General features: G+C 35.9%; 16 protein-coding genes. 3 read left to right on the plus strand and 13 right to left on the minus strand.

What is annotated here, in order from left to right; genetic code table 11:
- The first annotated feature begins 3 nt into the window (after positions 1–3).
- Positions 4–1,092, plus strand: a complete 1,089-nt coding sequence (locus ACXR6G_RS06645) for a hypothetical protein (protein WP_458360629.1) — start codon at positions 4–6, stop codon at positions 1,090–1,092.
- A gap of 52 nt (positions 1,093–1,144) precedes the next feature.
- On the opposite strand, the gene ACXR6G_RS06650 is transcribed toward ACXR6G_RS06645, so the two are convergent.
- From ACXR6G_RS06650 to ACXR6G_RS06660, 3 genes are all read right to left on the minus strand, one after another.
- Entirely contained in the window at positions 1,145–2,764 is a 1,620-nt protein-coding gene (locus ACXR6G_RS06650) for a diflavin oxidoreductase (RefSeq protein ID WP_458360630.1), read from the minus strand.
- Positions 2,765–2,817: 53 nt separating this feature from the next.
- Positions 2,818–4,080, minus strand: coding sequence for a KamA family radical SAM protein (locus ACXR6G_RS06655; RefSeq protein ID WP_458360631.1), 1,263 nt, complete (start codon positions 4,078–4,080; stop codon positions 2,818–2,820).
- A 478-nt stretch (positions 4,081–4,558) separates the two neighbouring features.
- The gene (locus ACXR6G_RS06660) at positions 4,559–5,146 is read right to left on the minus strand and encodes a DUF2202 domain-containing protein (RefSeq protein WP_458360632.1); all 588 of its coding nucleotides are present in this window, start codon (positions 5,144–5,146) and stop codon (positions 4,559–4,561) included.
- Positions 5,147–5,576: 430 nt separating this feature from the next.
- Between ACXR6G_RS06660 and ACXR6G_RS06665 the strand changes: the two genes are divergently transcribed.
- Positions 5,577–6,182, plus strand: coding sequence for a lactoylglutathione lyase family protein (locus ACXR6G_RS06665; RefSeq protein WP_458360633.1), 606 nt, complete (start codon positions 5,577–5,579; stop codon positions 6,180–6,182).
- 87 nt (positions 6,183–6,269) lie between these two features.
- Positions 6,270–7,316, plus strand: coding sequence for an L-dopachrome tautomerase-related protein (locus tag ACXR6G_RS06670; RefSeq protein ID WP_458360634.1), 1,047 nt, complete (start codon positions 6,270–6,272; stop codon positions 7,314–7,316).
- 79 nt (positions 7,317–7,395) lie between these two features.
- Here the strand turns inward: ACXR6G_RS06670 and ACXR6G_RS06675 are convergent, their stop codons facing one another.
- The 10 genes from ACXR6G_RS06675 to ACXR6G_RS06720 form a co-directional block, all read right to left on the minus strand.
- On the minus strand, positions 7,396–7,764 hold the full coding sequence (locus ACXR6G_RS06675; protein WP_458360635.1) for a winged helix-turn-helix transcriptional regulator: 369 nt from the start codon (positions 7,762–7,764) through the stop codon (positions 7,396–7,398).
- Positions 7,765–8,005: 241 nt separating this feature from the next.
- Positions 8,006–11,278 (minus strand): S41 family peptidase, encoded by a 3,273-nt coding sequence (locus tag ACXR6G_RS06680; RefSeq protein ID WP_458360636.1) that lies wholly within the window; start codon positions 11,276–11,278, stop codon positions 8,006–8,008.
- A gap of 730 nt (positions 11,279–12,008) precedes the next feature.
- Positions 12,009–14,675: a PAS domain S-box protein gene (locus ACXR6G_RS06685; protein ID WP_458360637.1), complete on the minus strand. Its 2,667-nt coding sequence runs from the start codon at positions 14,673–14,675 to the stop codon at positions 12,009–12,011.
- Positions 14,676–14,987: 312 nt separating this feature from the next.
- Positions 14,988–16,247, minus strand: coding sequence for a class D beta-lactamase (blaOXA, locus tag ACXR6G_RS06690; protein WP_458360638.1), 1,260 nt, complete (start codon positions 16,245–16,247; stop codon positions 14,988–14,990).
- On the minus strand, positions 16,240–17,520 hold the full coding sequence (locus tag ACXR6G_RS06695) for a DUF2157 domain-containing protein (RefSeq protein ID WP_458360639.1): 1,281 nt from the start codon (positions 17,518–17,520) through the stop codon (positions 16,240–16,242). Before ACXR6G_RS06695 ends, blaOXA begins: the two co-directional genes overlap by 8 nt.
- Positions 17,521–17,654: 134 nt before the next feature.
- Positions 17,655–18,317 carry a Yip1 family protein gene (locus ACXR6G_RS06700; protein ID WP_458360640.1) on the minus strand — a complete coding sequence of 221 codons (663 nt, stop codon included), beginning with the start codon at positions 18,315–18,317 and terminating at the stop codon, positions 17,655–17,657.
- Between the two features lie 36 nt (positions 18,318–18,353).
- Positions 18,354–19,019 (minus strand): YiiX family permuted papain-like enzyme, encoded by a 666-nt coding sequence (locus ACXR6G_RS06705; RefSeq protein ID WP_458360641.1) that lies wholly within the window; start codon positions 19,017–19,019, stop codon positions 18,354–18,356.
- Between the two features lie 50 nt (positions 19,020–19,069).
- A complete protein-coding gene (locus ACXR6G_RS06710; protein ID WP_458360642.1) occupies positions 19,070–19,813 on the minus strand; it encodes a TlpA family protein disulfide reductase in 744 nt (247 codons plus the stop codon).
- Positions 19,814–19,933: 120 nt separating this feature from the next.
- Positions 19,934–20,527 carry a hypothetical protein gene (locus tag ACXR6G_RS06715; RefSeq protein WP_458360643.1) on the minus strand — a complete coding sequence of 198 codons (594 nt, stop codon included), beginning with the start codon at positions 20,525–20,527 and terminating at the stop codon, positions 19,934–19,936.
- A gap of 101 nt (positions 20,528–20,628) precedes the next feature.
- Positions 20,629–21,102 carry a hypothetical protein gene (locus tag ACXR6G_RS06720; RefSeq protein WP_458360644.1) on the minus strand — a complete coding sequence of 158 codons (474 nt, stop codon included), beginning with the start codon at positions 21,100–21,102 and terminating at the stop codon, positions 20,629–20,631.
- Positions 21,103–21,173 lie beyond the last annotated feature (71 nt).

Consider the following 21,173-nt stretch of genomic DNA (forward strand, 5'->3'; position numbering starts at 1 on the left):
AAAATGAAGTTAGCAATTGGCTTATTACTGATACTTAGCTTGCAGATATCTCTTTCTGCTCAGGAGAGCGATATACAAACATTAAACGATACGACTTGTATACAAGATGCACTGTTCGAATCGGATGAGATCTTTGTGATTTGTCTCAAGGGTGATCTTCGAAAACTCTTTAATGATCGTAGGACTGAGATCAGTTACCACCCCATTCTCATGAGCTATATCATGCCCAATGGTGAAACTGCTAGCTTTAATATTCGTATTAAAACTCGTGGTCATTTCCGTCGTAAGCGTGAAAATTGCAAGATTCCCCCTCTTCTGCTTAATTTTGATTCTGTACAGATCCATAAAGACCCTCTATTTACAGGACAGAATAAAGTCAAACTGGTTACGCCCTGTATCAACCATAAATACGTATTGCGGGAATATTTACTTTATAAAATTTATCAATTAATTAGTGTAAATAGCTTTCATGTCAGATTGGTAAAGATTTGTTTTGAAGATTCTATAAAAGGAAAAAAGGAGAAAGATAAATATGGCATCCTTCTGGAAAATCAAAATCTTTTGACAGACCGACTACAAGCACAGCTTTTCAAGCGGTTCAATACCAGACCGCAAAGAACCATTAAACGGGAATATCTAAACATGGCAGTTTTTCAATACCTCATAGGCAATACTGATTGGTCTGTTCAATACCGGCACAATATCAAGTTAATCAACATAAAGAATGAAAATGGTCTAATTCCAATACCTTACGATTTTGATCATGCGGGTCTAGTTGATGCCCCTTATGCTAGACCAGCCGAGGAACTTCGAATGAATTCCGTTAGGCAAAGACGCTTCAGAGGCTACTGTATTGATGACATGAGAGAATTCCAGCCAAGCTTCGACCTTTTCAATAAACTAAAGACTGATATCTATGCCATTTATACCGACAATCCCCTTCTTGAAGAAAAATATATCAAAGAAAGTCTGAAATATCTGGATGAATTTTACCAAACCATTGATAATCCCAAGATGGCAGCTAAAGCTTTTCAATACCCATGTAAGCCTCGTGGCACAGGTAATGTCGTGATAAAGGGATTGAAAGATTGAAATGGTAGTTTGTAATAATGGAATACTGGGTCTAAATATTTATCCTTATCACTTAATAAACATCTTCTTGCCATCGCTTTTCAGATTTTAATTTCTTAATCAAATCTCTGGCCTCTGGCTGATTCATTTTCCCTTCTGAGTAAAATAAATTCATTAGGGCATTACGAACACCAACAGCCATGGTTCTTTTGTTCCCACAAATGTATATACTAGCTCCTCTATTGATAAGCCATTCATAAATATCATCAGCATGTTCTCTAATTTTATCTTGAACATAGATTTTTTCTTCCTGATCACGAGAGAAAGCGGTATCCAAACGCGTCAGTAAGCCTCTATTCTTATAATCCAGCAACTCTTCACGGTACAGAAAATCAGATTCTGAATTTCTTTCACCAAAAATCAACCATATATCTCCTTTTGCATCAGAAGCCTCTCTGTCCTGCAGAAAGGAACGGTAGGCAGCTATTCCGGTTCCACTTCCAATCAGAATGATTGGGGTGTTTCCATCTTTAGGTAAACGAAAACTATCGTTATTCTCAAGATGGATAGTGAGTCGTTCCCCGACTTCGGTACGATCCGATAAGTAGGATGAGGTAATACCAATTCTTGATCTGTCTTTCAGTGTGTATTCCATCACTCCCATGGTCAAATGCAATTCCTTGGGATGAGCTTTTGAGCTTGAGGCTACCGAGTATAATCTCGGTTTCAGCTTTCGCAAGACAGAAAGGAAGTTCTCTGGAGAATAATCAGCCGAAAAATCACTTATCATATCCAAAATATCATGCTGAGTACAATAATCATCCATCTTCGTCTTATTCTCCACTATGACATTAAGAGCTTCCACATCTACTAATTCAGCATATTTCTTCAGAACCACAGGCGTTATCAAGCTCAATTCATAGTCATTAATCAATACCTGTTTCAATAAACTCAGACGCTCTTTGTTACGAATTGGATGAGTACCATCGAACTTTAGTTCTTTCAATAAACGATCAACATAAAGTCGGGAATTGGAGCATCTTACAGCAATTGAGTCTCCCGGTAGATATTCTTTCTCAACGTTTCCTGAAGATAGAACAAAATGTAAGGTTCTTTTTGTTGATTCAGAAGAGCACAAATTTCGTTTCTCTTTTACTTCAACCTGAAAATCACCGTTAACTGAAAGAGCATCAGCATAAAAATCGAAAGAAAAATCTTCTTGTTTATTGATTTCCTTTCCTGAGATTTCCAAACAGAATATTCCAACAGTATTTTCAATCCATTTCCGAGCAGTCTCCTCAAAATCAACATCACATTCTCTTAAAGGAATGAGTTTAGTCGCTCCCAACTGAAGCAAACGGATTTCAAAATCTTTTCCTGTTTTGCAATAATCCTTATAACTACTGTCACCCAATGCAAGCATAGCAAATTTCAGCCCAGATAAGTTTTCTCTATCTTCCTTATGCATATAGTTATAAAAATCCATAGCTACCGCAGGAGGATCACCCTCGCCATGCGTGCTTACAATCAATAGTGCATATTTCAATTTATTGATGATCTCAAAATCCATCGCTTTCATTTCCAACAAACACGACTCCAAACCAACATGTTTGGCATACCGTTGTGTCATCTCGGCTATCGATCGTGAATTACCTGTTCTACTTCCGTATATGATGTAAAGTGTATCTTTCATTCCTACTTATCAAGTTAACTTACCCATTTTCACTTTAAGCTTTACGTCTTAATTTATACAAGCACTTTCAACTGGTCTACCCAAGTTGATGTTTCATCATAACTCATATAAAAAGGTTTATAAGTTTCTCTGTAATCGCGATGACGTACATATTGCAAAACAAAAGATTTCTTCCCATCTAAGGGATTATCCACGACTCCCATAACTTGCACCTTTCCTTTTGCTGCCGACATCACGGGACCTGTTATCGTTTTCCCCAAACTACCTGTCTTTCGAATAGCCTCAGTGTAGATCTGATAAGCCCTGCTCAGAGGGATCTGAAAATATTCAAAAGGGCCCGTTTCTCTCTCAATAAACATGTAATAAGGTACCAGGCCTAGATTGACTTGCTTTTTCCACATTTCAGCCCACACCTCGCTACTGTCATTAATGTGTTTCAAAATTGGAGCTTGCGTTCTAATTTGCGCGCCGGTAGCTCGAATGTTTCTCATGGCCTCCTGAACCACCTCATTATCCAATTCCACATGGTGATTGAAATGAGCCATAAAAGACAAGTGCAAACCACTATCTGTAATACGTTTAAAAATATTTAGCATTTCTTCTGCCTCTTTGTTAAAATTAGGCAAAAATGTAAAAGGCCAATAACTTAAGGATTTAGAACCAAAACGAATCACTTCTAAATTGTCCAGTTTTGCATCTAGAATGGCATTGATATATTGACTTAAAGTTGCTGGGCTCATAATCATGGGATCACCACCTGTAAACAATAACTCATGCACATGTTTATTCTGTCGGATGTAATCGATTACCTTATCAATCTCACGCATAGAAAACTGCATGTCGAGTTCTTTAGTAAACTGTGGCCAACGAAAACAGAAGGTACATTGGGCGTGACAAGATTGCCCCTGAGTTGGAAAAAACAAAACAATATCTCTGTACTTGTGCTGAATCCCATTCAATCTCTCACCATTCAGGTCAGGAACATTAGTCATTTGCTGGGCTGGATGAGGATTCAATTCCATCCTAATATCATTTATGATTTTATACAATTCTTTTTGAGGCAGATTCTGTTCGATACCATTCCTTACTCTCTCATATTGATCTTCCCTTAGCATATGTTTATTGGGGAAGTTGAGAATATAAATGGGATCAGTCTCATAATTATCCCAGTCTATCAAATAATCCACCACATAGTTATTGGTTTTAAAAGGAATGATTTTGGCTACAATCTCAATCTCCTTTTTCACCTCCTCTGGCAAATATTTCATGTATTCAATTCTTCTAAAATTCTTAGCATTGTAAGTTATAAAACGCATGATAAATTATTTTAAGTTTGAAACTATAGGATGAAGAAATCAAAAAAAAAGAGGATAAGTAACTGTATAAAATACCATTTATTAAACTCAATAACAATTTATTTAGACTAAATCTAAAAGAAACAGTCCCTAAATGGCTTATTTAGGGACTGTTTTTTGGTAAAGTGGTTTTGATATCGAAATCTTAAGAATTAAGAACTTAAACATAGAATAAGAAGTCACTCTTCCCTCCTTTCTGCTTATAATTGGAGCAATAGGTATGCCTCTTATTTGTTATTTATTTGCTTTTTTAAAACCAATCAAGTACTTTTTATTTATTACTGCTATCTCTATCATTGGTGGTGTGCTTAGCCTAATATGGATGATGTACCTACGCTAGAGCAATAATAGTAAAGAATAAAAATTGAACCGCACCTACATGACGTGGTTATTGGACAATTCTCAAAAATTTCCATAACATATTCACTGATGATTTTTATTACTGATGTGATAAGAATGCTGCCAGGTGATTTTCAGAACCCGCTAGAAGATTTTCATAAACCCTCTCAATATCCTTACTTTCGACAACATGATCCAGATAATACTGAATATCTTCAAGGTCTGTTTCTTCAATAAGCACACCTACAGCAATGGCCTCAATTACTGAAATAGATCCCTTATCAATAAGATCATCATAGAGACGCTGAAGCTCTTCATTATCAAACACTCCAGGATCGTGAGTATCGTTAGGATTCGTGAGTTCATATTTTTCAATTAGATAGGATATTGCACTTACATGTCTTACCTCACTATTATTAATATTATAGAAGATCCTCAATCCATACAAACCGTACATTACATCATAAACATCTCTTGCCAACTTTTCCTCTTCTACCATAAACATAAGACTTGCAATTTCCTCTTCGGTAAGATTGTCAGAAGATACTGAAAGCATTTGTTGATTCTCTGATTTTGCGTTAGGATCAGAATTTCTCACAGGATCTTGTTCACATGTCGTAGACATTAATATGATACATATCATGCTCATGACAAATAAACTAAATGGGAATAAAATAATTGTTTTCATGACAGTTATTGGTTTCAGTTAAATACTGTAAAACAAGCGAAAACATCTTCTATAGTGCGGTTCATTAAAAAAGATGTAAACGATCTAAATATCACCCTTAAATTTACAACATTAAAGAGGCAAGATCAAAAATATGATCTCTTACTGTCAGTATCTGCAAAAAAAACACCTACAAGAAAAAACTATCTCATATACACATATGGCACTTTTCGTCATTCCTTTTAAGCTGTACAATTCCCCTTATAAAGTAAGCAAAGGAATAAAACTAGAATTCACTAGCTGTTCAATAATAAATCAAATAAATTTTCTCACAAAACGATCTCCCATTCAGCATTATACACATTCGTGTAACTATGGGCAATGCATGTAACTTATAGGAGATCAGGGTTTTTAGATCTATCTTTGTTGAGAAATTAATCGTTAAGACAACATGCATATCAAAACATTTTTAATCGGAACCCTATTATTACTTTCAGGAATTAGTAGTATGGGTCAAATTAATAAGAATCAGATGAAAAAGGAAAAGGAAGTGAAAGAGCAGGTGTTCCCAAGAACATTCTCACACATTGGAATAACAGTACCTGATTTAGAAAAAGCCGTAAAATTCTATACCGAAGTGATGGGCTTTTATGTGATTATGCCACCTACTGAGGTGAAAGAGGAAAATGAAACAGCTATCGGTATGATGTGTATAGATGTTTTTGGCAAGGGTTGGGGCACGTTCAGAATTGCGCACTTATCAACAGGTGACCGAATTGGGATTGAGCTGTTTGAATTTAAGCAAAGCAAAGATTTAAAACCTCGTTTTGAACCTTTCCGTACAGGTTTGTTCCATTTTTCAGTTCAAGATCCTGATGTAGAAGGTTTGGTTGAAAAGATTGTTGCAGCAGGAGGAAAACAACGCATGCCCATTCGTGAATATTATCCTGGAGAGAAGCCTTATCGCATGTGCTATGTGGAAGATCCTTTTGGTAATGTCTTCGAAATCTATTCGCACTCTTATGAGCTGCACTATTCCGATGGAGCTTACAAATAAATTTTAATTACCTTGAATTCAAGTTGTATTTGCAACCTGAATTCAAGGTAATTGTATAAATGAACTTAAACCTTAAAGGATCATATTATGAGAATACAGATTATATTATTAGGAGCAATCTTATTACAGTCTTGTGTAAATCAAAAGGCTTCGTCAAATAAAAATAACATCATTGAAGTCGCACAATTTAAAGGGCAACAAGTTACGGGCGTTTCAGTAAGTAATACAGGTCGGGTATTTGCAAATTTTCCCAGATGGAGAGAAGGCCTTGATAACTCGGTAGTAGAAATTTCTACTAATGGAAAATCAATTTCGTATCCAAATAAGGAATGGAATAATTGGGCTATTGGGGATTCAATTTCAGATTCTGTTTTTGTAGCTGTTCAATCGGTGGTCGTACACAAGGATGACTTGTATGTTTTAGATACCCGAAATCCATTATTTAAAGGAGTACAAAATGCCCCTCGCCTGTTTGTGTTTGATTTAAACACCAATAGCTTAAAAGACATCCTTATTTTATCTGCGCAAAGCTATAAGCCTAATTCATATATTAATGATTTACGTATAGATGATACAGCTAATTGTATTTACATGACCGATTCTGGTGAGCCAGGCTTAGTTGTATTGAATTTATCAACGAAGGAAAGTAAGCGTGTTTTAGATAATCATTACTCAACACTAGCAGAAACAGATCATTTAACAATTAATGGTATTAAATGGAACAATACCGTTCATTCAGATGGTATTGCCTTTAATAGCAAAACGAATCGCTTATATTATCACAGCTTAACCGGATACAATCTGTATTCAGTTTCTGCACATTTACTAAATAATGGCGATAAAGAACAGATCGAAGCAGAGGTAACGTTAGTGGCCAAGACCGCTGCGCCTGATGGGATGATTTTTGATGATAAAGGCAACTTATATTTTGCTGATTTAGAAAATAACAAAATTCAATACCTGACACCTAATGGCAAAATTAATACACTTTGCGAGGGTGAAAAAATTAGGTGGGCAGATACCTTTAGTATTTTCAATGGCTATTTATTCTATACAAACTCGAGGATAAACGAAACACAAAATGGCGTTTCTGATTTAATATTCTCGATCAATAAAATAAAACTTGAAGATTAAATGAACAGGTATTTCAGGACTGCTTTCTCAATGATAGTATTGCAGTCTTTGAAATCTATTCGCACTCCTATGAGTTGCACTATTCTGTAGGGGCATATAAATGATGCTCCTTTGCAAAATCCTGCCCCCATTTATCGATTTCAAGGATGATGGGGATCAGTGATTTTCCACTTTCGGTTAACTCATACTCCACCTTCGGAGGGCTCACAGGGTATACAGTTCTTTTAACTAAGCTATCCTCTTCCAATCCTCTTATCGAATACGTAAACATTCGGCTGGAGATACCTGTAATGCTTTTTTGCAACTCTCCAGATCGCATACCACCATCCTTAAGGTGAAAAATAATCAAGCTCTTATATTTATCACCAATCAATTGTAAGGCAAAAGCCAAAGAGCAATAATAGTCTTTCTCTTTGTAGCTTATCTTATTAAGATGTTCTTTTTCCATAATTGATTTTGTCTCTATTTTGTAGATATACCTGGTACTGACTACGTATGGGGCTATTTCAAAAGCTCCCCATATCAAACTGGATAAATGTACTTATAATATCATAATTCCCAAGTCCCTTTTTAAAATCACAAATTCTACATAAAAAAAGCCGAGTCTGGAAAATACCTTCCGACTCGGCTTCATGTATAAATGTTCTATCTTATTTTAAGTACTCCTTAACTTAAGACACTTTAAGTACTTATTTTCTAAGTGCAGGCGTTGAGAATGGTGGTGGTGTAATCTTTCTCTTTGTTTCTGGTAAACGAGAAAGCGCTTCCTTAACAGCACGCTGCAATTGTGGATCAATTCCCTTATTTAAGGATTTTGCATCCTGACGAACTTCTATGGTTGGAGCGATTCCTTTATTTTCGCCAACCCATTCATTTGTATCTGGATCAAATACCGCATTATCAGGAGCTGTAAGAGCACCGCCATCTACCAATCGGTAATGGACTGATGATTTTACCAAACCACCCCAGGTACGTGCACCGACCACAGGACCTATTTTCTGATGTTTGAATACCCATGGGAAGAAATCGCCACCCGATCCGGCCAGCTCATTAATGATTAAGACTTTTGGTCCAACAATTCCAGCTGGTAAACGAATCGGATCGCCATTAGGCACCTCGTTGGTTAAACAAGCTCTTGTCTCACGTTTCATCAAATCGACCATATAATCGTCCAAAAGACCACCGCCATTGAAACGCTCATCAATAACAGCACCTTCTTTATCTTGCTGAGCAAAATAGTAGCGATTAAAGGAGATAAAGCCGTTACTAGATGTATTCGGAACCCAAACGTAAGCTAATCTTCCACCAGAAAGTTTATCAACCAAACGACGGTTATCTTCAACCCATGCTCTTTGACGAAGTGCTCTTTCGCTACTTATAGGCTTCACGGTAATTTTCCATGCACCTTTAAATTCAGACTTGGTATTGATATGAAGAACCGTTTGCTGTCCAGCTGTACCATCTAAGGCCATATATGGATCTTGCTTATTGCTGATTTCCTTACCATTAATTCCCACAATATAATTCCCCTCTTCCACTTTCATTCCAGGGCGATCCAAAGGACTCGACAAACCAGGATTCCAGCTTTCAGAAGTATAAATACGATTAATTTTCCAATGTTTACCATCAGCCTTTAAGTCGGCACCCAATAAACCAACCGAAGGTCGATCAGTTTTAGGGAAATCACCACCAAAGACAAAACTATGTCCTACCGATAGTTCACCATTCACCTGATCTAGCACATAATTTAAATCGCTACGGTGCTTGATATAAGGAACAAGCGGCGTATAACGTTTATAAACCTCATCCCAGTCTCTTCCGTGCATATTAGGATCATAAAAGTAATCACGCTGGTATCGCCATGCTTCTTCAAACATTTGATTCCATTCCGCCATTCGATCCAATCGAGTTTTCAATTTAATCTTAATGGCTTTCGCACTTTTACCATTAGCTCCTTTGGTTCCCACAACTTTCCATGTAGATCCCATTTTAGCCAACATCTTATTCCCATCAGCTGAAATAGAAACACCTCGTACGCCAGATATAAACTCCTTCGCTTTTCTCTCTTTTAATTCAAATTTATGAAGCGTAGACGTTCTCCCTTTAGGACTGGCTTCAGCAATAAATACAATCCCTTTAGTCCCTGCCAGTATATAACGATAGGCAGCCTTGTCCATAGGTAAAGGAATAATTCGACGCTCAATACCGTCAAAATCAATTTTCATCAGGCTATCGACCTTTGTCTTCTCTTTTTTCGACTTATCGTCCTTCTTCTTATCCTTCGCTTCCTTTTTATCTTCTTTTTTATCTGACTTTTCTTCATCGCTTCTTGGCTCAAAAGGGGAAGGATCTTTCTTAAGAAGGTTAATCACATAAGCTCCATAGTTAGGTGCTTTTGCTCCCATTACCGAAGTATTCACATAACCCGAAAGCAATGCTAAATCGGTACTTGCTAAAAAGTAAAGGTGATGTGTATCGGCATCCCATGCTGGTGAAAAAGCATCAGCCAATTCGTTGGTAACTAGTCTAACTCTATCATCAACCATCGACCAAACACAAATACGTCGGAAATTGTTGGCTCCCGATTTCGCGTAGGCCAGCCATTTAGAATCCTTCGACCATGTTAGTCCAAGATCGCCACGTTCGAAATTATTGCCACCCACATCAATGGTCTTGATGCTCTTAGCTTCTATATCAATCAAACGAATACGCACATCGTCATCTGTGAAAACGATATACTTACCATCGGGCGACCAAGCAGGTTCCCAAGCCATTTTCGATTCTTCAATGGATATAGCCTCAGGCTCCGATAAACCGTCCTGATTAGCAAGCATCAATTGATAACCTTTTCCATTCACATCAGAGAACCAGGCAATCTTATCGCCTTTCGGGGACCAAATTGGAGCACGATCTGCTGCTGCTGAATTATTAGTAATGTTTCTCGCATCGCCATGCTCAACCGGAACGGTAAATACTTCACCACGAGCCGACATAATTGCTCTCTTACCTGTTGGAGATAGAGAAGCCGAACGAACGTTTTTGCTCACATCTTCCCATTTTGTTCTAGCCCAAGGGAAATCGCCGCTAAGCTCAAATTCAAGTTGTGTGATTTTTCCTGAAGCAAGATCATAAGTATGCAAATAGCCATCTCTTTCGAAGGCTAGCTTTTCCTTATGCCCCGAAAGGGATTTAATATCAATATCTTTGGATGTCGTGATTTGCTTTAATTCACTGTTCTTCGTATCATACATCCAAATGTTCATGGCCCAATCTCTATCCGAAAGGAAATAGATTTTATCTCCAATCCATACAGGCTGAACATCGGTGGTTGATTCGTTGGGAAGCAATTTCTCGCTTGAATCCTCAAGATTCAGAATAATCAGTGGCGTATTTTGCCCACCACGGTAAGCTCGCCACTCCCAATCCCAACGACGAACCTTATCAATAACAATCTGCTTACCATTGGCAGCAAAAGAAGCCTTGGTTCCCCACTGTGCATTCAGCATAGTCGATACGCCACCATCGCGTGACACGGTCCATAAACGATCGAAGTTAGACGGTGCTGTTTCACGAGTTGAGGCATACAAAACCTTTGTACCATCAGGTGTCCAGCCACGTACATTCGATGCTGCAGGATACCAGGTCAATTGTTTAACTGCGCCCCCGGTAACAGGAACCGTATATACGGCATTCACACCCGAGCGGTTGGATGTAAAAGCAATGGTTTGACCATCAGGTGAAAAATGAGGATCGCTTTCAACAGCAGGTGTGCTGGTTAAACGTAGGGTTTGGACTCCACTGATATCGGATACCCATAAATCGCCTGCATAGGTATAGGCAATATGTGTTTTAGATAGCGTTGGCTGTCTCAAAAGGCGCGTTCCTTGCGCTTGAACATAGGCCGAAAACAATATAAAACAAACAAGAAGCATACATAGCCTCTTAAAAGAATTGTGATTCATACTATTCAATTTTAATTTATAGATGATACTTATTGAAATATTTGCTTGACAATAAAAGAATACAATTTAGGACATTCCTTTTACCCAATCAACTCTATTCTATATCTGATCGCCTTTTCAAGTTGAACGGTAACTGAGGAGGATAAAAACTGTTTTTATTTAATGTACCATCTTACTATGACGGCTTATCTTATTAAAAACTATCCCTTTTAAGATATCTTTTAGCTCAAGTCGCTTGGCTTTTCCTTTTCTCCTTAAATGAAAAAAGTAAACTCCCCGGGAGGGCATATGAGCACCATTGTATTTTAGTTCGCGAATCAAAAATCAATTCAGTCTGATCCTTGTTTACTCTTCTTATATAAACTGAACACGCCTCACGGCAGATTGACAAAACACGTTCTATTCTCATAGTTATTTCATGAAAAACGCCCCAAATGTGAATGCAAATGAGGAGTTTTAAACCCTTGATTAAGGATTATAAAGGAACGCGATGGCATCGAGCACCAGCGAGTGTAGTTGTTGTTTTAATTTCTTACGATTTCACCTAAAATCTCTATGAACTGTAGTTTATCTTCCAAACCGATTTTAGCAAGGGCGTAGAATTCACTCATCCAATCGTCTTTTTAACAAAAGGCAGCATCTTTTGCTTTTGTAGCAGATAACAAAACATGCCCCTACCAATTAAAGTATGAGGCTTTTTTCATAAGTCATGGAGCTTTGAGTTTCACTCTTAAATTTTATTCATCGGCAAGGTAAATTTAAATACACTACCCTTGCCTAATTCGCTCTCAACCCATATTTTCCCACCCTGTTTTTCAACAAGTTCTTTGCAAAGTATTAAACCCAAACCTGAACCCTTTTCATTCTCTGTTCCGATTGTTGTATTATTTGTCTCAATCTGGAATAATTTACTTATAGTTTCTTCATTCATTCCAACACCATTATCAGAAATTGCAATTTCAACTTGGCTATGTCTCTTTTTAGCTGTAGCACTTATATTCCCATCTGATTTTGTGAATTTTATTGCATTCGAAATAAGATTTCGTAAAACTACCTTTAACATATCTTTATCGGCATAAACTTCAATATCATCTGGCATATTCTGAGTTATTGATATATGCTTGGCTACCGCAGCCGTGTTGGACAGTTCGATAGTTCCACAGATAATTGATGATAGAATTGTCTTTTGGGGATTGAAAGTAATTTGCCCGGTTTGCAATTTTGCCCAATCCAACAGATTATCAAGTAATGTAAGCGTGTTTTTAGCTGATGAATTTATAATTCCTAAATACTTTTCAGACTCTGTAATTTCATATTTTTTTATATTTTCAATTAACAATTCCGAAAAACCCAGGATTCCATTAAATGGACTTCTTAAGTCGTGTGCAATAATTGAAAATAATTTATCTTTTGTAGCATTGATCTCCTTCAGGTGGATTTCATTTTCTTTAATAATTTGTACTGCGTGTTTTCGTTCTGTAATATCAAGAATAACACCCCGAACTCTTAACGGATTATTAGATGCATCCCTTTCTAATTCAGCAATTGAATGAATTATTTTTCGAGGCGTTTTATCTGCAGGTATAATTTCGAATTCTAAATCATACTTTTCATCATGATTAATAAGATCAATTAATGCTTGATGTACCCTTTCTCGTTCTGGAATGCAATTTTCAGTTTGTTCCACAGAAAAATTATTAGAATCCAAGTTAAAGCCATAAATCCTTTTTGATTCATCAGAAATCCAAAATAACTTTGATTCAAGATTATATTCCCAGTTTCCTACATGGCCTAATGCTTGAGCTTTTTCATTACGATGTTTATTTTCCAAAAGCACAGCTTCCATGTGCTTGCGTTCGGTAATATCCCAGATATAACTTTGTGTACCAATAATTTTACCATTCGTTTTTATAGGAACAGCTGATACCATTAAATGGACAGTCTTACCATTCTTACGAACGCCTCTGAATTCATATTTTGCTTTAACTTTCTCACCATTTATTCTATTATCATGATAACTCATAACTACAGCAACGTCATCGGGATGGACTAAACTCCGTATAGCTGCTTCATCAATTTCTTTTCTAGTATAACCGAATATTTCACAAAATTTGTTGTTAAAGAATTCGAAAGATCCATCCTCATCATCGATAAGAATTGCTATATCTGCCGTTTCAACTAATTCTTTATATTTTATCTCGCTTTCTTTTAACTTTTCAACTGCATGTTTTCGTTCTGTAACATCATGTATTATCGAAAATAAAATTCGCTGTTTATTATACTCTATTGGCGTAGAAAGGACTTCAACGGTTCGTATATCACCATTTTCTAATTTATGTTGAAAATCAAAATAATTACGATTCCCATTTAATGCATTATCTCGTGCAATTAGCACTTGTTCGGGCGACAACATATTTATTTCATCTATAGTCATGGAACAAAGCTTTGATTTGCTATAACCATAAAATGTGTTTGCTGCATGATTTGCATTAACGATTAAACCCGTTCCAGGTTCTATGAGTAGCATTATAGCATCATGATTTTCAAACATATTTTTAAAGCGGACTTCACTTTCTTTAAGAGCTTTATTTATCTCATAACGCTCAGTGATATCCTGAATGACAGGCAAAAAATATAAAGGTTTATTATCATTACTCCCAACCATACTTATTGTAAGCTCACCCCATACAACACCACCATCCTTTCTCAGATACCGCTTTTGTACTTTCGCAAATTCAATTTCTCCTTTTACTAAGCGCTTTATTTCATTCTTCCCAACTTCTCTGTCTTCCGGATAGGTAAAGTACGCTACGGTTTTACCAAGCATCTCTTTTTCTGAGTATCCCAAAAAATGGCAAAATGCTTCATTGCATTTTACAATACAATTATCTAAACCAACAATGGCTGTTCCCACATGCGATTGGGTAAATAAGCCCCGAAACTGAGCCTCACTAATACGTAAGACCTCATCGGATTGCTTACGAGCCGTGATATCATTAAAAATTACAAGAAATTGATTTTTTTGAGAACTATAAACTGAAATAGAAAACCATAATTCTAAGGGTTCAATAAAAGATTCTATTTTCTCAGATATGCCTGTTTGGGAAACCCTATTATATAAATCAAATAATTTTGGGTTATCAGTTCTATGATTAGGTATAACTTCAGAAATTCGTTTACCAACAACATTTTTTAAACCCGTTAATTTTCCAAAAGCTTGATTTACCTCAAGGTAAATAAAATCAACAGGTTTATTCTCCTCATAGATCATTTGACAATGTGCGAATCCTTCTGACATATTATCAATGAGGGAATGATATATGTCTCCATTTTGAATAGAAGAATTGAGCTGCCTATTTTCGTTATATCCTTTAAGTTTCTCAATCTGAACTTCCAATTCTTTATATGTGGGTTTAGAATCCATTTTTGATTTTTTAAATTCAGACTAACGTAAGTATAACATCAATATTGATATTATACTTTTACTTCCTTTATGTAATAGTTATTATCCCCCTATTGGGGTTTTATTGCCAACAAGAGAAGCTTGAGTCCATTAAAACTAAAGATAAATTCTAACAAACACTATCTTAAAAACCTGTAAAACAAGTGCTCCACATAAAATAGAATGGCTCTTTATAGTTAATAACCAAACAAGCCTCACCTAACTTAATATGTGGGGCTTGTTTAATAGGTCATTTCAGTTTGGGTATTAGTCAATGATCTTTTCAGTCTTAAGAATTTCGTAAGTTATTTCTTTCCTATACTTCGCATCTTGTTTCTGAAGAATATCCTGATTCATAGCAAAGATCCATCTGTTGTTCTTAGTGTCTATATAGCCCATATTCCAACCAATTTGATTGGTCCAACCCGTTTTTGAATGCATTGTATATTTCTCGGCCGAGTCAGTTACCATCAGTTCTTTCACAGTTTCCTGAATCTCTGTATCAAATGGGAGCTGGTTATTGATTAACTTCTCGATGAAAGCCACCTGTTCGTTTGCCGATATTCTGATATCACCTTCGAGCCAAAAATCATCAATTCCCTTTCCAATATTTTTATTCCCATAAGCAACCTGATTCACCCAATATTGCATCTGTTCTTTCCCAATTCGTCGAGCTAATTCCTGATAAAACCAAACACAAGAAACTGGCATAGCTGTTCGCATGGTATGATCTTTATTCCAAGCTGCGAAGCCTCTATCTACACCATCCCATTTTATGGTGTCGTCTACACTTTTAATCGCAGCAGATTGTAATGCAATCATCGAATTAAGAATTTTAAAAGTAGATGCTGGCAAGTAAGTACTATCGCTACGTTCTGAATTGTAGATTTTAATATCACCTGTAGACATATTTTTAAGAACAAATGTGCCTTTGATATGGCGCTTATCAAATATGTGCTTCCATTCTTCATTCTCCTTCTCTACAATATCTTTTATAGAAACACCATCAATCAAAACATCTTGCAAGACTACTTCCCCATCCTTTATGCTGACAAGGGCATAGGTCAGTTTTCTTGTGTCAGCTTGTGATCTTCGATAAGCTTTTTCTGCAGCTTCAGCCTTGCTTTCTTCCATATAATATCGATTAAATGGGTAAGAAATTCGAACTTGATTAGAACTCACAGATCTAATTTTAGCCTTGAAATAATCTACTTTGTACTCAGGAGCCTCTTTTGAAATAAATTTAATCTTAGCAAAACCATCCTTATCCATTCTAAGGATCACATAGATTTCTTCCCCACTAATCCAATCGCTTTCATTTTCAACTTCAAGGCTATTATCCTTGTATCTAAGCGTTATATATTTCCCTCTAAAGGGATCAGTTGGATCAACCGGGGCCGTCTTAAATTTATATGCTATACCTGAGTCTATCACACCTTCACTATCCAAAATCATTTTACCTGGAATATAAAGTTGTACCAAAGCAACAAGTATAAATACCAATAGGAGTTTATATTTTCTATCCATTTTTTCTTTTTTTAAGCATGACAAAGTTTGTTGCAAAAAAGCCAAGGCCAACTGATACAAACAAAATGCCTCTGATGACAAAACTTAAGTTCTCATCGAAGAATCGACAAGTGACCAAGGCAGTGATAATGAGTAAACCAAAATTTAAAATTCCCAAATGATCTTTCTTAGCGCCCTCTCTTATTGTGAATATGCCGATAGCAAAAACATAAAGATTGATCAGAACCATTGCAATTGGTGAGGATAAACCACTTATGAAAGCAAATATAAAGAAGATAAATACAAGTGAAATCGGTTTAATACTTAGGAGCTTCTTGTTTTTCTGTTGTAGATAGAGAAGTAGGCCTGCCAATACTGTTAGGCCTGCAGATACTATAAACTCAGGTGAACCAATGACCTCATTAAAATGAAAGACTTTATTTCTCAATTCATCCCAAAACCAATCGAAACTTAATACCAGTAGTAAGATTAGTGTTCCCAATGAACCCAATATTTTATAAGCATTGTTTCGTAGTTTTTGCTGGCTGAATAAGTTCGTATTTCCAACGATGTATAAACATGCAAACAAACTGAAATAAGCTATGAACATGAGTTCATCATGTCTATGAGAGAAGGTTCCTAATGAGATGACCACCGAAATTGGAATCAGCCAATTGTGAAAAATCATAGAATTACTTTCGGGTCTCTTCTTATACAACTGATAATAATGAGGAAGAATGGCTAATAGCATCAACCAATATAAATATGATTCGGTCGAAGGATGTGTCCAATAGCCTGTTTCACATGCATAGTAGCTTATTGCTATGATGCAGAACAGTGAGGTAATGGATGATTTCATGATATACACCAATGGGATGCAGATTAAGATCCATGTTAATAAGAAGGAGCTTAAATTACCTGTTATGTTATAAATCTGGCTGACAAGAGAAATACTGGCACCTACTGTAAGGAACAAGAAAACCGTGCTACCTTCTCTCCATGCCACATTATCCTGTTTTTTTATTAAGGTATAGCCACAGAGTATTTGTCCAATTAAAAGAGGAATAAAGGCAAAAATTGTTTTCGTTAAACGTGAGAGTTCGTCCCAATTGTGAGCAATAATTAGAATCAGACCAAGGCCTATTAAGATGGCGCCCAGAATGCCAAAAACGATAAAAAGCTTATTGCCCGATTGACTCTCCTTTTTTCGGTAATACTCCCGTATGTTTTCAGCCTGATTATCGGAGATCAGCTCTGCGCTTAGCAGTTCTTGAATATCTTTAAGTATGCTCATTGTTTTGTTTTAAAAGTGTGCCATCTGATAGCTCTATACTTAACTTATTGGATTCGGACTCTATTCATTAAAATTGCTCCCCTAGATTGGTCAATAGTCCTCAAGAGCTACTGTATTTATCAGGAATATTAATGCTATTTAAAAAGATCTCCAAGAACAAATGCAATCAATGCGATTGGAACAATAATTATAAACACGGGTAATAACATGTTTAAAATTGATTTTCCTATGCTTATTTTTTGAATTTCAGATATGCCAATCACGAATATAATTAATGACCAAATACCCAAGACAACTTCAAGCAAAAGAGTAAAAAAATAGATGACAATAGAAAGCATTCCGTAACTATAAATGTCTACTTCACTTTGAAATAATCCATTCCCAAATATCCCAATCTGAGGTATGAGTAAAACCAATGCAAGAATTGAAGGAATCATAGCATATGAAGTCATCCTAAGCAATGATTTTGTATCTCCTTGCCCATTAAGCCATTTACCTGTCCAACTCATTAAAGCAGCATAAATATAATACGATACCCATCCTAATAATCCTCCAAAAATGATACATATCGATATGATAAAAATTAAAGGTAAATCATCTCCCATATTTTTACTTGCTGCTCTATCAAAAGCTTTTATTATCCCAGCAAATATCAATAAAATATAGACATACTTATCGTATCGACTATCATTCAAATATTTAAACACCATACGGGGATCAAACCAAATCTTAGTGAATATCTCATTGTCTGACAACTTTATTGCTTCACTCGAAACCTTTTCTTCTTCAATAATCATAGCTCTCTATCTCTTATTATTCTAAACTTTCATCTCTTATTCCTCATAAACAAGCTTAAGTTGCTCCGAGTCAAATATTGATGCGGGTGAAATTACAATCTCATCCATTGGAATATTATCACCATATCGCTCTTTCAGCTTCTGTTTTACAAGTTTATTAGATAAATCAAATTTACTTAGATTTTCCAATTGCCCTATCTCAAGATTGACAGCTTCTTTATATATTTTCCAAACCAACTCTGAACAATAGATTCGATTATCAGACCATTCAAAATAAATATCATAGTCTTTGCCCAGAAAACGATCACCAATATGTTTCATTTTTATTTTGACCTCGTCGGTTAGAATTTTCTCAGAATCTTTGAGTCTTTTGATAACGAAATGCTTTCTCTCGCCTCTTGAGATCCAATCTTCAAGCAAAGTCAATTTCACTGGCTGAACGGCCTCAAATACAAATACCTGATCAGACTTCTTATAGATCATACCCACATGGCTATATTTTGATTTTGTTGCTAATTGGATGGCTCTACTTTGAGTGGATTTCGAAATTTGAAAAATAATATCCCCATCTTGAAGCGTAGGTGCTAAATACTCAATATCAATATGCCGATCTTCTTCAGCCATCAGACGCAAGCCGGAATACATTAATCCAAGTATGATAAGAACCGTAAATATTAATCCAATAATAAAGTATTTCTTCATATGGTATTTTTTCTATAATTCAATCTTAGGCATTCCAAATACATTTATCATTACACATCAAGTACTTTCTTAATTTCTCTGATTATTTCCTGCCCATCACCGGCAATAACAGTTCCCTCCTTATCAAGCTGCTGATGAATACCATCAAGTATTTGATGCACGACTCCTTCTTTATTTATTAGAATATTCTTTGGGTAGCCATGTATTCCAATTCTACCAATAAAATCCCTTGCATCTGTCAAATGCCTAAAATCAAAAGTATGGCTTTGAAAGAAGTGATCTAATTCATCTTTAGTATTGAATGATATCGAAAGAAAAACCAGTTGATCAGCATATTTTTTCTGGATATTGCTGAGTGCTGGCATTTCTTTAATACATGGTCCACAACCCGTAAACCAAAAATTTATTAGAATTGCCTTGCCTTTAAAATCTGATAAATTCACGATATCACCTTCAAGAGATTTCAAGCTAAATTCTGGAAATTCTTTACCATATAATGAGTAGATCTTCTCGAATGATGCGTTTGGGGAAATCCTTAAACCATTCTCAAACACTCGTTCAAGCTTGTAAGTATAAACCATGCTTTCACCAATTTGGGTAGAATCCAAAAGGCTCTCTTCCAGCTTCATTACCATACCACCATTCTCGAGCTTTCTAATTTTCACCTGCTTTAGCAACTCATATTCAGCACTTGTTAAAGTTTGAGTTTTCCCAACTTCTTTGTATAGCTTCTCTTGAGAGTAGCACAGCAAACATATAAATAGGAACAAACTGCTTAAAATCAGCTCTTTCATTGTTCGTTTTGTTTTAGTTTTTTTTATTGTTTCAGCAAGCTTTATCTACAGGCTTTGTTGGTTTTTAAGTTTGACTCTACTGTTTCAATCCCGACACATCAGGACCAACGCCCATCACATTTAGCTATTGGTATTTTTAAGCTCGTCTACAAAAATCAATAAGCCAAAAACGTATCCAATACCATATACAGCATAAGCAATATTTATATATTCGAATGGATCATAGCCGAAGTCATAAATGAACGCGAAAGCAAACGAACTCACGAAAGAAAGGATGAAAACAAGAGCAGAGCCAACTAACATAGCTATTGCAAAACGTCTAATTCGTTTAAACCTTTTCTCTTTGTTTCTTATAACTAGAAAAGCCCAAATAATAAGAACAAGCATAATCACAATACCTGGTAATCCGTTTAAAATATCAGGGATGTTAATCCCTAAAAAGTGAACCAAATTTAACATCAATTTTAAAATACCCAGAATAAAAATGATAAGCACAGGTGTTGTCAATTTGTTTATTTCAAGCTTCTGAAGAAATTTGTATAGCGCCAAATAGAATCCGATAAAGGCTATGGGGAAAACAAAGCTCTTATTTATCAAGCTTAAAGTATCGAACCAATTCGCTCCAGTAATAAAAGGAACAGCAGGACCAATAATGATGAAATTGATTGCTAAAATAATTGCACTGATCAATCCAATAAGTTTGACGTGTTTCATAATCGATGATACTTATATTTTAATTAAACATTTGTGTATATGACCATTGTCGCTTCAGATCTCTTGACTATCAAACCTGCAGGGAGACAATTCGATTTTCATTAATTTTTCACCTTAGGCTGATCAATAGCCTTTACTTTTCTTTCCATTAAACTCAATCTCTCCTCTCTACGGAATATGAGCTTGGCCGACGGCGTTAAGCCAATCTCCAATTCGATTTCCTCTAAGTTGATATTATCTATGCTAATTTCATTCTTAAGGTCGGCAGCCTTGAACAGGCCAATCAGAATGAAATTCAAAAACTTATTCTTTTTCGTTTTAAGCAGAATATTTTCTCGTTCTTCTTTAGAAATCAAGTGTTCTTGCTTAAAACGTGCAAATAAACGTGGCATAAGTGCGATATCCACATCCAGACGGACGAGAATAAAACCAGCTTCTTCAATATCTGGTAAGGCATCGTTTAAGTTCTGGATACCGTTCTTTAGTTTATCCTTACCCGCACTTTTAATATTCGTCCATATTTCAGAACCCTTTTTCTTTGCATCACCTAATAAATCATCTAGTCCGTTTGCCATAATTCTTCTTTGTATATAAATCCTTAATATTTCACTCAGTGTGCATTCAACAATCTTCCCTCATTCAATCA

Source organism: Ancylomarina sp. YFZ004 (assembly GCF_054254355.1).